We start from the raw sequence: 15,470 nt of genomic DNA, 5'->3' as shown, positions 1-15,470 counted from the left end.
TGCTGGGCGATTGGCGTCAGCCGTGAAATTATTCTTAGCGATTTATCGCTTAGAATAAGCCTCGAATTTGAAACAATTTGGTTTTCAATTGGTTCAAATCGATGGCCACGGCGTTCCACGCCCTCTAAATCGCCCAGCAACCACCTTTTCAACTAAGGAGCGACTTAACCACGAAACTAAGTAAAACACCGTTCTGTTTTAATATTTTTCCATAATTAGCCAGACGACAGTATTTTCGGTTCTAACTACAATCTCAACCATTTTTTTGTTAAACTGAGGTTAATTAAACTGTTCGACAAAGGAGTGCCTAATGAAATTTATTTCTTGGAACGTAAATGGCTTACGAGCCGTTTTAAAAAAAGACTTCTTACCTATTTTTCAAAACTTTGATGCTGACTTTGTTTGTTTGCAAGAAACGAAGATGCAAGCAGGCCAAGTTGAGCTAGATTTGCCTGGCTATCAGCAATACTTTAATTACGCTGAACGAAAGGGTTACTCCGGCACAGCAATTTTTGCCCGCGAGGCGCCTTTAAACGTGACTTATGGTCTTGGCATCCCCGAGCATGATCAAGAAGGTCGCGTGATTACGCTGGAGTATCCAAACTTCTATTTGTTAACTTGTTACACGCCAAATTCTCAAGGCGAACTGAAGCGGCTGCCCTACCGCCTAGAATGGGACCAAGCTTTTCGCGATTATGTTAGCAAATTGGCTCAGCAAAAAAGTGTGATTTTCTGTGGTGACTTAAATGTGGCTCACGAAGAAATTGACTTGAAGAATCCCCAAAACAATCATCACAATGCTGGCTTTTCTGATGAAGAACGCCAATCATTCAGTCGCTTAATGGCTGCCGGTTTCGTTGATACCTTCCGCCACTTCTATCCTGATCAAACTGATATTTATTCATGGTGGAGCTATCGTTTCCATGCCCGTGATCGTAATGCTGGTTGGCGGATCGATTATTTCATGACCACGCCTGATTTAAATGACCAGTTAACTGATGCCAAAATTCTAACTGATGTGGTTGGCTCGGATCATTGCCCAATTGAACTCGATACCACTGATTTGATGAAGAAAGTAGACTAAAATGAATTTTATTGCCCTAGATTTTGAAACTGCCAATCGCCAACCTAATAGTGCTTGTTCATTGGCCTTGGTTGTCGTTCGCGACAATCAAATCGTCAATCATTTTTACACTTTGATCGACCCGGAAGCCAAATTTGATTATTGGAATACTAAAGTTAATGGCCTGACCAGTGCGTCCGTGGCTGGTGCGCCTAATTTTGCTGCAGTTTGGCCGCACATTGCCCCACTTTTTTCAATGGAACAATTAATGGTGGCTCACAATGCCCGCTTTGATACCAAGGTGTTGCAAGAAAGTTTACGCAAATATGACATTGAACCGCCACATTTTTTAACACTGGACACCGTTAAAACTAGCCGCAAATTTTATCCCGACTTACCTAATTATCGGTTGAACACTGTGTCTGATTATTTACAAATTAAATTAACTCAGCATCATCATGCCTTAGCTGATAGTTATGCCTGTGCTGAAATCCTCATTAAAGAAATCGAACAGTTTGGCACTAGCGCCTTGAAAAAAATGGTTTTGATTGCTTAATCATTGCAATTGAGCAAGCGCTTTTCACCCACGTCTCCCAACAATTATGCTACATTTAAAGTAAGTTAACTTTTGCGAGTATGATTACTCGCTTTTCCTAAAAAAAGAGTTATACTTACTTTAAATAAGTTTATTGGGAGGCTTTTTTATGTCAAAGACAATTAAATCTGGTATCGCAATGGTCAAGGTTCTTGAAGACTGGGGTGTCGATCATATTTACGGCATTCCTGGTGGTTCGTTTAACTCAAGTATGGACGCATTTTTCAACGAACGTGACCGGATTAAATATATTCAAGTTCGTCACGAAGAAGTCGGGGCCATTGCTGCCGCGGCTGATGCTAAAATCACTGGCAAAATTGGGGTTGCTTTTGGTTCAGCTGGCCCTGGTGCTACTCACCTCTTTAACGGTCTTTATGATGCCAAAATGGATCACGTGCCTATGTTGGCTTTAATTGGCCAAGTTGGCGCTGATACGATGAACACTGATTACTTCCAAGAAATGAACGAAAATCCCATGTTCACTGACGTAGCCGTTTATAATCGGACCGTCATGACGCCAGAATCTTTACCACACGTGGTTGATCAAGCCATTAAGCATGCATACAAGGAACAAGGCGTGGCCGTGGTGACGATTCCTGTTAGTCTGGGCTGGGAAGACATTCCTGACACCTTTGAATCAACCGCTGCTAGTTACCGCGTCAATTATTCGCAACCAGCTGCTAAAGATGTTGCTGAAGCTTTACGCTTAATTGAAGCCGCTAAACATCCAATTCTTTATATTGGCTTAGGCGCTAAAGGTGCCACTGAAGAAGTCGAAACTTTTGCTAAAATGTATAAATTGCCAATTGCTAGTTCAGCGCTAGCTAAAGGCATTGTTCCTGACGATAATCCGGCTTACCTTGCTTCGGCTGGTCGGGTTGCAACCAAGCCTTCTGTTGAAGCCTTACAAAATGCTGACTTGATTTTATTTATGGGTAGCGATTATCCATTTGCGAATTACTTCTTTGATCCTAAAGCAACCTTCATTCAAGTTGATATTGATAATACTAAATTTGGCAAGCGCCATCGCACTGACTTACCAATTCTTGCCGACGTTAAAGCCACTTTACAAGCATTGATTGCTGCTGGTACCGAACAGCCTGAAACTGGTTGGTATAAAGCTAACCTGGCCAACAATCAAAATTGGCATGACTGGGTTGAAACCATGAGCAAAGATACCAAGTCACCTTTACGCCCTGAGCCAGTCTTCGCACAAATCAATCGAATTGCTAAAAAAGACGCAATTTTCAACATTGATGTTGGTAACGTGACGATTGACAGTTTACGTTTCTTAAAGATGAATCCTAAACAACGCTTCACTACTTCTGGCTGGTTTGCAACCATGGGTTACGGTTTACCTGCAAGCATTGCCGCCCAATTAAGCTATCCTGATCGCCAAGTCTTCTCAATTAGTGGTGACGGTGGCTTTGCGATGGTGGCTCAAGATTTGATCACCCAAGCCAAATATCATTTACCAATTATTAACGTGGTTTTAAGCAACAACTCTTTCGGCTTCATTAAAGCTGAACAAGATGATACTAAGCAAAGTCATTACGGCGTTGATATTGCCGACGCTGACTTTGGTAAAGTTGCTGAAGGTTACGGTGTTAAAGGCTTTACTGTTAGAAATTATCAAGAATTAATGTTTGCCTTTAATTTTGCCAAAACAGCCACTGAACCAGTCGTGATCGATGTCAAAATTGCTGACGAACGGCCATTACCAGTTGAGCAATTACAACTCGACCCTGAAAAATTCGACCAAGCAGCCATCGACAAATTTAATGACACTTACCAATCCCAAGACTTAGTCCCATTTAGCCAATATTTAAAAGAATTCGAAAAATAACGAATCAATCAAAGCTCGGTGCTGTTTCTTAAGGCACCGAGTTTTTTTGTCGCTAAACCCTGTCTAAGATTAATATCTCAGCATAAAATCATTTCCTACATACTACTAAAATGCAGTGTTTTTATGTCTCTGAACGCAATGATTTATTAAAAAATAAAAGTATATAATATGTTATGAATCATATTACTAAGAATGAAGGAAGGAAGGAAGAAAAAGCATGAATAACAAACGAAATGATTCTTCAACCGGAATTGGTGTAGTAGCCGCCCTTATTGTTGCAGGCGTGGCTAGCCCACTATTGTTTAAAAATATACCTATGATGATAGCAGGAACGTTTTTAGTATCATTCGGCATCACTGGATTGGGGATAGAATTGGACAATATTTATACAAGGAAAATATACACGAATATTTTTTTAGGTTGTGCTTTCCTTTTACTTGGAATATTAGTTGCTGTCTTATTACCAAATATATTCACAAAATCTTTATTAATCATAACGTTGATGCTTGGAGTCTTTGGCTTGGTATCAGGAATAATAAAATTATTTTCTCATGATACAGAAACTGCCGATAAAAAAAGGCCATCAACAGAAGAACCACAGAAAAAAATTCTTTCTTTAATAGTATCTATTGTTTTGGCCACAACAGGTTTCTTAGCTAATATTTTTACAATATTAGCATTTTTTAAAGGGTAACCTTAATTTGAAAGTACACGATAATTTAAACTTTCCAGAAAAGTAAAAATCACGAATCTAGATAAAATACCTAATATTAATTTTAACCCGTTGCTCAAACCACTCACGAATTATTTTCGGCTAGATATGAACTATTTTTCATATTAAAAGCCTTGCTGCCAGCGACTATTCAGTGACTTAACAATTGCTGCAAACGCCTGTCAGTAGCATTTCCAATTATTCAGGCGTAAGATGAAGGTGCAATAATTACTGAAGGGAGTATCAGAAATGTCAATTTATCACGATTATTTTTTCGATGAGTCTGCTTACAATACCCATGATGCTGGTTATGTGCCACTAGTGCGGCCTGACGTACCAGAAATGAAATTGCGGGTACCGCCTGTTTTACAACCTGACCGGGTTGACGGTCAAGATGTTTATTATACGATTACCGCCCAAACTGGTGAAACTCAGTTGCTGCCTGGTGCCAAAACGAAAACTTGGGGTTACAATACTGGGCTTCTTGGTGAAACAGCTATTTTCAAAAACGGTCAAACGATTCATCTACATTTAGTGAATCATTTGCCGGAAGTCACGACTTTCCATTGGCATGGTTTAGATATCCCCGGCCCAATTGAAGATGGTGGCTGTCATGCCCCCGTTTATCCTGAAGGCAGTCGTGATGTTTCCTTTAAGATCAATCAGCTAGCCTCAACGAACTGGCTCCATGCTCATCCGTGTCCAGAAACGGCTGCTCAAGTTTGGCACGGTTTAGCTGCCTTCGCTTACGTGACTGATGATCATGAAGCGGCCTTACCAATTCCTCATCATTATGGTGTCGACGATATTCCCCTAGTTTTGCAAGATCGCCACTTCCATGAGAATAACCAGTGGGATTATCGAGCTGATTATGATCCTGATGGCATTCAAGGCCCAACTGCCATGATTAATGGGACAATCAATCCTTACTTTGATGTGACTACGCAAAAACTACGAATTCGCTTGTTAGACGGTGCTAATCGTCGTGAATGGCGCTTGCACTTTAGCGATGACTTACCATTTACGCAAATTGCTGGTGATAAAAGCTTGTTGCCGCACCCAGTTGAATTTGATCACATCATGTTGACCTGCGCTGAACGTCAAGAAATTATCGTGGACTTTGGTCGTTATCACGCTGGCGATACCGTCACATTGTATTCAGATGATGTGGCCTTAATGACTTTCCGCATTCATGATTTTCAACCCGACAATCAAGTGATCCCTGAAAATCTAATTGATGAAATTCCTGACCCAGAACCTGATCCTGATTTACCTGTTAAAAACGTGGTAATGTCAGGCATGGACGAAGCCGTGATGATTGATGGCAAGAAATTTGTCATGAATCGCATTGATTACAAGATGCCAATGAATAAATGTCAAATTTGGGATATCAGCAATACTAACTCAGAAATGGGTGGCATGATTCATCCCTTCCATATGCATGGCACTGGTTTCAAAGTGATTTCACGCAACGGTCAAGCGCCATATCCAAATGAACTTGGTTTGAAAGACACCGTGAGCGTTAACCCTGGCGAACACGTCCGCATTAAAGTTTGGTTCCACGTTGCTGGTGTCTTCATGTATCACTGCCATATTCTGGAACATGAAGATGGTGGCATGATGGCCCAAATGCAAGTGATCGATCCGAAAAATCCTGATGCTAAGTATCAGTTGATCGACCACGAAACCCAAATGATGACTTTCGCCAAGGAACGCAATGTGCCAATGGACCAACTCTGGCTTGGTGGAATGGAGTCATACAAAAAGATGGGCATGCACATGTAATTGCTCTTGATTATTTAGCCTTAAGCTATGTCTTGTAATTCAAAAATATTAAAAGTCGATATGGATGATGAAACAGAACTGGTTCTGACTCCATTGCGGGCTGCTTGGCGTGGAACGCGGCCGGCGTTGATTTGAGCTTATTTAAAATCAAAGCTCTAAACCATTAAAGCTCGATGAAGATGTGAGAACAGGACTGGTTCTGACTCCATTGCGGCCTTGCTGGTTGTGGAACGCTGCCGACACTGATTGAAGCCTTTGTTTCACAAAGTCTTCAATACAGGTCTTATCGTAAGTGTTAAAGCACTAACGATAATTTGGCGGCTGACAACCACGGCCTCCATTCCGTCTGGAGTTGATGTAGTTCACTTCATAGTTGTTAGTTATTAAGGCTGTGTTAGTGGGATTCGTTAACTCAATTCAATTAGTCATAATAGTTAAACAGTACCAAAAAACGGTGTAACAACTCTATTTTCAGTAGAGATTGTCACACCGCTTTTTTTGTACCCCCACAATCTGTTTCGGCCAAATAGTGGTGATCAATTTCGTTAGTTTAATCCAGGCAGTGGCCCAGCGATTGGCGTCAATGGTGAAATTATTCTTGCCGCTTTAGCGGTTAGAATAAGACTCGTATCTGAGATTGTTGCGTCAGCAATAAGCTCAGATCGATGTCCACCATGTTCCACGCCAAAAAAATCGCTGGGCCACTGCCGTTCTCAACTAAGTAGCGACTTAAAACAATTTGCCATTTGTGGAAACTCTGGCACTTTCCTTTTATTGATCACGCAAAAAAGTCATCATCCGCGGATGATGGCTTTTTATGACGATAATTATTTTGTTGTGACCCGAATATGTTTAAAACCAACGACGGTCTTATTTTGTAAATCTGCGACAACTTCCGCATATTGATCTTCGAAACTATCGATTGAAACTAATGCGGAATTTTCGTAAATTTTCGTGATGGTGCCGTGAAAACTCAAAGGAATATCCTGACTTTTACGTACACTAATCTTTTGGCCAACTGCCAAATCTGAAACTTCTGCCAAATTAACACCAACTTCCTCTAAGAAATCACAAGTTAAGTCGTTTAAAGTTATAACATGTTTTGCTAAGAAACTCAATTGTTATTCGATATTTTCCTAACTTTTTGCAAGTCATTTGACAGCAAATCATCTATTTAGCAAATTGACTCTCGTAAAGTTGGGCATAATAACCCTTAGCTGCCAACAATTCCTGATGAGTTCCCTGTTCGATTACTTGACCATGGTCCATGACCAGGATTAAGTCGGCTTCCCGAATCGTGGACAAACGATGGGCAATTACGAAACTAGTTCGACCATGGGTTAATTTATTAAAGGCGGCTTGAATTTTAACTTCGGTGTAGGTATCGATATTACTGGTAGCCTCATCGAGAATCAACATTGGTGGATTGGCCAACATGACCCGGGCAATCGTTAGTAACTGCCGTTGTCCGACTGATAAGTTGTCAGTGGCAGCCTGGAGTTCTGTGTCATAACCCTGAGGTAATTTCTCAATAAACTCATCAACACCACTTTCTTTCGCAACTTGGCGAATTTCGGCCATGGTGGCATCGTCCTTACCAAAGGCAATGTTATCGCGTAATGAACCAGCAAATAACCAAGTGTCCTGTAAAACCAAGCCAAATTGTTGCCGCAGATTCTGGCGAGTCAGCTGGCGAATATCAATGCCATCTAACGTAATTTTACCAGCGGTCACATCATAGAAGCGCATTAATAAATTGACCAATGTCGTTTTACCAGCACCAGTTTGACCAACAATGGCCACTTGCTGACCAGGTTTGACCTGCAAATTTAAATCATGAATCAAATGTTGTTGCGGTTCATAACTGAAATCAACGTGATCAAAGGTAATTTCGCCACGTACTTGGTCAATTTCTGCAGCGGGATTAGGATCGGGAATTTCTTCTTTTAAATCAATGATCCGAAAAATCCGCCGGGCAGAAGCATAAGCTGATTGAAATTGGGTCATCAAGCTGGTGAAGTCACTAAATGGCTTGCCAAAAATCGTCGCAAAAATTAAGAACGTCGAAATTTCACCAACTGAAATCTGCCCGGTGATTACGCGTAGGCAACCAACCATGCCAATAAAGGCATACATAATATTATTGATCGCCCGTGCTGAAGGATTAGCGAAGGAAGCAATAAATTGTGACTTAAATCCAGTTTGGTATAATTGTTGATTCAAATTTTCAAAATCATTTTGACCAGCAGTTTCATGTTGAAAAGCTTGTTCAACTTTCAAGCCGGCAATTGCTTCTTCGGCATAACCATTTAACGAGCCTAAATCATCGGCCTGTAATTTGAAGTAATGCTGGGATTTTTTCGTAATTAAACGGGTGGTTAAGAAGGATAATGGTGCCGTAACTAATACCAATAAGGCCATCACCACGTCAAGCCGCATCATAATAACGATCGAACCAATAATCGTAAAGATTGCTTGCACAGTCGTCAACAGACCTTGCAGCGCACCATCGGAAATGGTTTCCACATCATTGACGAAGCGACTGGTAATATCACCATGGGGATTCGAATCGAAGAAGCTTAAGGGCAACCGATCCAACTTGGCAAATAATTGTTGCCGCAACTGATTAACGCCATCATAAGCCACGTTATTCGAGAACCAAGTCGCAAACCATAAACAAATATTACTACCTAAATAAAGCGCTAGTAGGATTAAAATATCCCGATTTAACTGACCGAAGTTCACTTGGTTGCGACCAACTAACTGGTCAATCGTGGTCCCGACCAGAACTGGCGCAATCAAAGTGCCTAAAACTGAGACAAAGGTCAAAATCGTCGCCATGATCACTAGATACTTTTTCTCAGCAAAGTATTGTGCTAACCGTTTAAAGATTGCCATTTGACCCACCTACCTTATCTTGATCTAACTGACTAGCAACTAATTCTTGATAAAATTGATTGGTCTGCAGCAACTGATCATGCGTATCGAAACCGACAATTGCGCCGTTTTTCAAAACTAAAACCCGATCACAATGAGCAACTGTCCCAATTCGTTGGGTCACCAAGAAAATATTTTTTTGCCAAGGAGCTTGCTTGACCGCTTTTAGGAAATGAGCTTCTGTCAAATAATCCAGCGCACTAGTGGCATCATCCAACAGCAGTAACGGTGCTTGTTTCACCAAGGCCCGGGCGATGGTTAACCGTTGCCGTTGCCCACCAGAGAAGTTACGGCCGCCACGTTCAACCGGCGCTTGTAGTTTCTCCGGCTGCTGTTGGATAAAGTCGGCTGCTTGGGCCGTTGTTAAGGCCTGCCACAATTGCTCATCAGTGGCGTCAGGGTTGCCCCAGCGCAAATTACTTGCCACGGTTCCCGTAAATAAAGTTGTATCTTGTGGCACTTCTGCAAATAAGTGACGCAATTGCCACAAGGAGTATTGCTGCTGATTTTTACCAAAAATAGTAATTTCGCCATCAGCAGCCGTGTAGAAACGTGGTAACAAGTTCAGTAAGGTTGACTTACCGGAACCAGTCCCGCCAATAATCCCAATTGATTCACCATTATTAATCGCAAAATTCATTTGCTTAAGGACTGGTTCGCCACGTTGACCAGATTCATCAGGAAAATAAAAATTGACCTGCTGCATAGCCACCGTCTGAGGACTATCTAAATCAACCGTTCCTGATTTAGCAACAGTGGCGTCTTCACCGATTTCTGCCGCTAAAACTTGTTGAACCCGCTCACCTGAAGCCATGGCTTTGGTTAATAGGATCACCAAGTTGGATAACATTAAGATGGCAGCTAAAATCATATTCACGTAATTGATGAAAGCTAAAACGGTCCCTTGCGCCAAGGTACCATTATTCACACGAGCGCCACTATTCCAGAGGATCACCACAATCATTAAGTTCACAATCGTTGCCGTTAAAGGATTGTACAGTGCCGATAAACGACCGATTCGTAACCCAGTCCGAGTAATTTCATCATTTTCCCCAGTGAATTTTTTGTTTTCCGTTTTCGTTTTGGCGAAGGCCCGAATTACCCGTACCCCACCTAAATTCTCTTTAACAACACTAGATAACTTATCAAGTTGCCGTTGATAATGACGATACAATGGCGCCATTTCTTTGGTCAGCCAGTAAACAACGAAGCCTAAAATTGGTGTGGCTACTAACAAAATCAGTGCCAAATGCCAATCTAACGTAAAGGCCATAATTAAGGAACCAATAATCATAAATGGTGCCCGCGAAACTTGACGAATCAACATTGCCACCCAAATCTGCAATTGATTCACATCATTAGTCAGCCGCGTCGTTAAAGTTGCAGTCCCAAATTGATCTTGTTGTTGATAAGACATTTTAGTAATTTTTTTAAATAAAGCCCGCCGTAAATCAGTCCCAAAGCCTTGGGCAGAACGAGCCGCCAAATATTGACAAATTGAAGCCGAACCAAAGCCTAACAAGGCCATGCCCATCATAATCAAGCCGTAATGCCAAACAAAGACTTGATCGTGATTCTTAACCCCACGGTCAACAATGATTGCCATAAAACTCGGCAAGCTCAATTCACAAATCACTTCAATGAACTTGAAAAAAGCCCCGAAGATTGCCTGCCAGCGATATGGCCCTAAATAAGTGCGTAATTTCCACATGGCAACTTTCCCCCTTACGTATTAGTCTTATCTTACCCCGTTATTTGTCGAAAAAACAGCGCTGTTAACGAGTCGTAGTGCTTTTTTAAGAAAATTATTTCTGAAAGCGTTATTAAAAACTAATCATGGTCACCAACAGAACTCGTACTTACGACGGATATCGTTTAGTAAACTTTTTTGTCATAATAAGAATATCTTAAATTTTTCGCGAGGAGGCGCTGATCATTTTCAAAAAGAATTATTTCTCATTATCCGTGGTCGGACTCGCCTTACTCAGTATTACTACCGCATTAATTCGAGGCTACTTAACCAATCAAAGTGGCGAAATTGTTGAACTTCATTTACCAGCCTGGCAATTATTGGCCCTGGTTTTACTGATTAGCTTCATTTCGCTGCTGAGCTATCCCTGGACACGGCACCACCCAACTTGGCGAACAATCAGTCTGATTTGTCCTCTATTAAGTTTTATCGCGACTATTATTATTGCGTTGCTGGGTTTCGACGGCAGCACCACGATTCAATTAGTCATCAGCGCTTCAATTGGTTTACTAGCCAGTGCGGCAACTTTCTTTTGACGGGTTTGCATCAAGAATCTTACGGTAACTAAGTTTAATTTGTTTTAGGCAGAATGGCGGACAACTCCGTTGCGGCGGTTGGGTTGTGGAACGGTGTGGGCATCGATCTGAGCTTATTGCTAACGCAACAATCTCAGATGCGAGCCTTATTCTAACCGCTAAAGCGGCAAGAATAATTTCACCATTGACGCCAATCGCTGGGCCCCTGCCTGAGTTAACTAAATTTAATTGAACACCACTGTTTAGAAAAACAAACAGCAATAACTAACAAAACCTGATTGACAATTTCTCTGCAACCAAGTGCAAAGAGACAGTCAATTAGGTTGTTTTTTTGGTGCACTATTCAGATGTTACATCAGTCTAAATCTAGTTGATGAAACTTACTGCAAATGCCTCAACAACTAACAAAGATGAAACGCACAACCTCAATTCCAGACGGAATGGAGGGATCTTGTCGTCAGCCGCCAAATTATTGTTGGTGCTTTAGCACTTACAATAAGACCTGTATTGGAGACTTTCGCAGAAAGGCTTCAATCAGTGTCGGCAGCGTTCCGCGACAAGCAGCCCGCAATGCAGTCAAAACCTATTCTGTTTGATCAGCTTCACCAAGGTTTTAATGGTTTCGAACTTTTTCATGTAATCGGTTCAAATCGATTCCGGCCGCGTTTCACAACCAGCAGGCCTGCAATGGCGTCAAAACCAGCTCTGCCTCACCACTCTCCCTGTTTTTTATGGTTGGGAACTTTGATTAAAGCTTGACTAACAACCCGTTCTGTTTCAGACTGTTGATAGCAAACATTTGGGATAGAGGGGTTTTATTTTGGCGAAAAAGAAACGATTACCAAGCTTACGATTTTGGTTAGGCGCAAACCACTTATTTTGGCGCTTTTGGCCACAAATTTTAGTTTTCTCGGCACTAATGAATATTTTAATTGATGGCGTGGTGATTGGCTTACGCTGGCTGACCGCCAAGCTAATGGTTGAATTCAACGTCGCCTATTTATCGTATACCAATATTGGTGAGATCATCATCGATCACCCCTTGATGGTGGTGCTACTGCTGCTAATGTTATTACTGGTTTTACTGCTCGTTTATTGGCAGTTCACCATTTTTATGCTGTTCGTTAACGAGTTGCAACATAATCAGCATCCCCATTTTCGCCAATTAATGCGACAATCAGCGCAACGTTTCCGCCAATTAAACGGCAAAACATTTTTATTTTTGATTTTATTCTTCATCCTAGCTTTACCAGCAGTCAGCTTATTCTTCTCGACGCCGCTGCTAAGCAAAGTCGTTATTCCCAACTTTATCCTAACTTTCATTGAAGAACACACGCTTTATGCCGTGCTATTAGTGCTATTTTATCTCGGTGGCCTTTGGTTAGGACTGCGTTATTTATATGTCCTACCACTATTGACCTTGAATCGATTATCGGTCCAGCAAGCTCGCCGGCAAAGTTGGCAATTAACACGGCATCGCAATTGGGCTAATTTTAAGCGCGGCTTATTGGCAACCTTATTAGGTGGATTGATTTTTGCCATTATTAATGGGCTGCTTTACTTCTTACAAGTCGGCCTTGATCAAACACAATTTGCCTTCGCTGGAGCGATTGTGACCATGCTCGGTCTGGAAATTGCTTCATTAATGGTTGCCAGCTACTCCACGATCATGTTATTGCTACTGATGCAGCCACCTGTTGCCTTGGCACAACCACAAATCGCCGACACAGCCAAACATCGTCGCTTCTGGCGAATCTTAACTTGGACCTTCTTAAGTGGCACCGTCGCCTTATTATTAGCGTTTAATTTCGGCTACTTAAAAGGACTATTGACCAGCAATCCAATTTTAATTTCTCATCGTGGTGTTGATGCTGGCAACGGCGTGCAAAACACCATTCCCGCTTTGGAGAAAACCGCCCAGAAAAAACCGGCCTTTGTGGAAATGGACGTTCAAGAAACTAAAGACGGCCAATTCGTGGTTTTCCACGATCCAACTTTGCGGCAATTAGCCGGTCGTTCGGAAAAGCCACAACAATTAACTCTGGCGCAATTACAGAAAATCACGGTCCGTGAACATGGCTACCAAGCAAAGATTCCTAGCTTCGACGATTATTTAGCCAGCGCCACGAAGCATCATCAACCGCTGCTAGTCGAACTGAAAGTCACCTCACAGGATAGCCCAAATTTCACCAAGAATTTTATTCAGCGGTACCATCAACGCTTGAAGGAAAATCAGAGCCAGATTCAATCTCTTGATTATCAAACGGTGGCCCAAGCGAAGAAACTAGCCCCTGACTTATTCGTCGATTACATCATGCCATATAATTTCGCCTTTCCAGAAACGAAGCTTGATGGTTATGCCATGGAAGTGACCACTTTAAATAGCTATTTCGTGGATAAAGCCCATGATCATCAGCAACTGGTTTATAGCTGGGATGTTAATGATCAGGCCACTCTAAATAAGATGCAGCTTTATGGCGTTGACGGCATCATCACTGATCGTTACAGCGAAATGAAACAAATTCTGGCCAAGCAAAAAGATCAGCCACATTACGCCTCATTGATCAACAGTTTCACTGATATCGCCGGCTCAGTTTGGGCTGACTAAACACTATTTTAAAAAATAAAAAGCGCTTTCAATCAATCTGATGTTATCTAAAGATAAATCATGCTATATTGATTGTGAGCGCTTTTTTAGTGTTATTTTAATGTGCTGATGGGGAGGAAATATCTTTGGCTATTCTGACTTTAAAGAATGTTAGTTACACTGTTGACCAGCAACAAATTATTCCGGATCTTAATTTAACTGTGGCGGCCAATGACTTTTTAACGATCACTGGCCCTTCTGGTTGTGGCAAGAGTACGTTACTGAAGTTGATTGCTTCGCTGGCGACACCAACCAGTGGTGAAATTATTTTTGCGGGTAAAAACCAACTTGATTATGAGCGGCCGCTTTATCGGCAACAAGTTTCTTATTGCTTCCAACAACCAACTTTATTTGATCAAACAGTCCGCGATAACTTGCAGCTGCCTTTTGAAATTCGTCAGCAAGACTTTGATCAAGCCCGCGTCACTAATTATCTAGAATTAGTCGCACTGCCAGCTAACTTCATCGACAAGAAAATTACTGACCTGTCTGGTGGTGAACGGCAGCGAGTCGCGCTTATTCGTAATTTGATTTTTCCACCGAAAATTCTGCTATTAGATGAGGTCACTGCCGGCTTGGATAGTCGCAGCAAGGAAATTGTCCAAGATTTAATCCGCCAATTGACTCAGGATAAAATTACCCTGATTCAGGTCACTCATGATTCTGATGAGCTGAAAACCGCCGCCAATATTATTCATATGAAGCAGGGAGGAATCATTGATGAAACAATTAGTCGTTAACAACGCCTCATTAGCCCTAGCCTTTATGTTAGTACTGGTGGCAATGATCATCAGCACTAAAGAGAAACTGCATTTGGCTAAAGATATTATTTACAGTATTATTCGGGCCATCATCCAATTAACGATTATTGGTTATGTGCTGAAATACATCTTCCAGCTAAACAATGCTTGGCTCACCATTCTGATGTGTCTCTTGATCGTCGTCAATGCCTCTTGGAATGCTTACAAAAGAAATCCCAATGCTCGCCACCATTTCCGCGACTATTTGGAAACTTTTCTGGCCTTATTTATCAGTACGTTTGTCACTTTAGGCTTAATTATTCTTAGTGGCTCTCTTAAATTAGTCCCTTCGCAAATTATTCCCATTACTGGGATGATTGCGGGCAATTCCATGGTTGCTGTCGGCCTTTGTTATCGCGCTTTAAATAGCCAGTTCCGCGATCAACGGCAACAAATCCTGGAGAAATTAGCCCTTGGTGCACCAATTAAAACAGCGTCACTGCCGATTCTTCGAGAGAGTATTAAAACCGCGATGCAGCCAACAATCGACCAAGCGAAAACAGTTGGCTTGGTTAACCTGCCAGGGATGATGTCCGGTTTGATTTTCGCTGGTGTTGATCCAGTGCGGGCCATTCGTTATCAAATCCTCATTACCTTCATGCTGCTCTCAACAACCAGTTTAGGTGCCATTATTGCTGGCTATCAAGCTTATCGGCATTATTTCAATGATCAACAACAATTAAATGAAACTAATTAGTTGGCGCCACCTTCACCGCCCAAGTTCGCCCACAACTCGCGTCAAAAAGTAGCGCCTGCTTAAGGGGCATTAAAAAAGGCTCAACTAACTTAATTAACCGTT

The 15,470-nt window shown here is 41.8% G+C and carries 12 protein-coding genes; 9 read left to right on the top strand and 3 right to left on the bottom strand.

What is annotated here, in order from left to right; all coding sequences use genetic code 11:
• Positions 1-310: 310 nt before the first annotated feature.
• The 5 genes from EKM82_RS03625 (at position 311) to EKM82_RS03605 (ending at position 6,001) form a co-directional block, all read left to right on the top strand.
• Positions 311-1,084, top strand: coding sequence for an exodeoxyribonuclease III (locus tag EKM82_RS03625; protein WP_125766954.1), 774 nt, complete (start codon positions 311-313; stop codon positions 1,082-1,084).
• Position 1,085: 1 nt separating this feature from the next.
• Complete coding sequence (locus EKM82_RS03620) at positions 1,086-1,619, top strand: 3'-5' exonuclease (protein ID WP_125766953.1); 534 nt, start codon at positions 1,086-1,088, stop codon at positions 1,617-1,619.
• Positions 1,620-1,767: 148 nt separating this feature from the next.
• Complete coding sequence (gene spxB, locus EKM82_RS03615) at positions 1,768-3,504, top strand: pyruvate oxidase (RefSeq protein WP_125766952.1); 1,737 nt, start codon at positions 1,768-1,770, stop codon at positions 3,502-3,504.
• 217 nt (positions 3,505-3,721) lie between these two features.
• The gene (locus tag EKM82_RS03610) at positions 3,722-4,198 is read left to right on the top strand and encodes a hypothetical protein (RefSeq protein WP_125766951.1); all 477 of its coding nucleotides are present in this window, start codon (positions 3,722-3,724) and stop codon (positions 4,196-4,198) included.
• 267 nt (positions 4,199-4,465) lie between these two features.
• Positions 4,466-6,001 (top strand): multicopper oxidase family protein, encoded by a 1,536-nt coding sequence (locus tag EKM82_RS03605; RefSeq protein WP_125766950.1) that lies wholly within the window; start codon positions 4,466-4,468, stop codon positions 5,999-6,001.
• 827 nt (positions 6,002-6,828) lie between these two features.
• Here EKM82_RS03605 and EKM82_RS03600 read toward each other — a convergent pair.
• The 3 genes from EKM82_RS03600 to EKM82_RS03590 form a co-directional block, all read right to left on the bottom strand.
• Positions 6,829-7,044, bottom strand: coding sequence for a hypothetical protein (locus EKM82_RS03600; protein ID WP_125766949.1), 216 nt, complete (start codon positions 7,042-7,044; stop codon positions 6,829-6,831).
• A 127-nt stretch (positions 7,045-7,171) separates the two neighbouring features.
• A complete protein-coding gene (locus tag EKM82_RS03595) occupies positions 7,172-8,899 on the bottom strand; it encodes an ABC transporter ATP-binding protein (RefSeq protein WP_125766948.1) in 1,728 nt (575 codons plus the stop codon).
• Positions 8,886-10,649, bottom strand: a complete 1,764-nt coding sequence (locus EKM82_RS03590) for an ABC transporter ATP-binding protein (protein WP_125766947.1) — start codon at positions 10,647-10,649, stop codon at positions 8,886-8,888. The genes EKM82_RS03595 and EKM82_RS03590 overlap by 14 nt, the downstream gene beginning before the upstream one ends.
• 1,015 nt (positions 10,650-11,664) lie before the next feature.
• Here EKM82_RS03590 and EKM82_RS11280 point away from each other — a divergent pair.
• The 4 genes from EKM82_RS11280 (at position 11,665) to EKM82_RS03575 (ending at position 15,368) form a co-directional block, all read left to right on the top strand.
• Positions 11,665-11,820 (top strand): hypothetical protein, encoded by a 156-nt coding sequence (locus tag EKM82_RS11280; RefSeq protein WP_164508086.1) that lies wholly within the window; start codon positions 11,665-11,667, stop codon positions 11,818-11,820.
• Positions 11,821-12,044: 224 nt separating this feature from the next.
• The gene (locus tag EKM82_RS03585) at positions 12,045-13,832 is read left to right on the top strand and encodes a glycerophosphoryl diester phosphodiesterase membrane domain-containing protein (protein ID WP_125766946.1); all 1,788 of its coding nucleotides are present in this window, start codon (positions 12,045-12,047) and stop codon (positions 13,830-13,832) included.
• Positions 13,833-13,957: 125 nt separating this feature from the next.
• Positions 13,958-14,611 carry an ABC transporter ATP-binding protein gene (locus EKM82_RS03580; RefSeq protein ID WP_125766945.1) on the top strand — a complete coding sequence of 218 codons (654 nt, stop codon included), beginning with the start codon at positions 13,958-13,960 and terminating at the stop codon, positions 14,609-14,611.
• Positions 14,592-15,368: an ABC transporter permease gene (locus EKM82_RS03575; RefSeq protein ID WP_125766944.1), complete on the top strand. Its 777-nt coding sequence runs from the start codon at positions 14,592-14,594 to the stop codon at positions 15,366-15,368. Before EKM82_RS03580 ends, EKM82_RS03575 begins: the two co-directional genes overlap by 20 nt.
• The last annotated feature ends 102 nt before the right edge of the window (positions 15,369-15,470 follow it).

It is taken from the genome of Lapidilactobacillus wuchangensis (assembly GCF_003946645.1).
In the GTDB taxonomy this organism is placed as follows: Bacteria; Bacillota; Bacilli; order Lactobacillales; family Lactobacillaceae; genus Lapidilactobacillus; species Lapidilactobacillus wuchangensis.
This window is presented reverse-complemented; position numbering and strand designations above follow the sequence as displayed.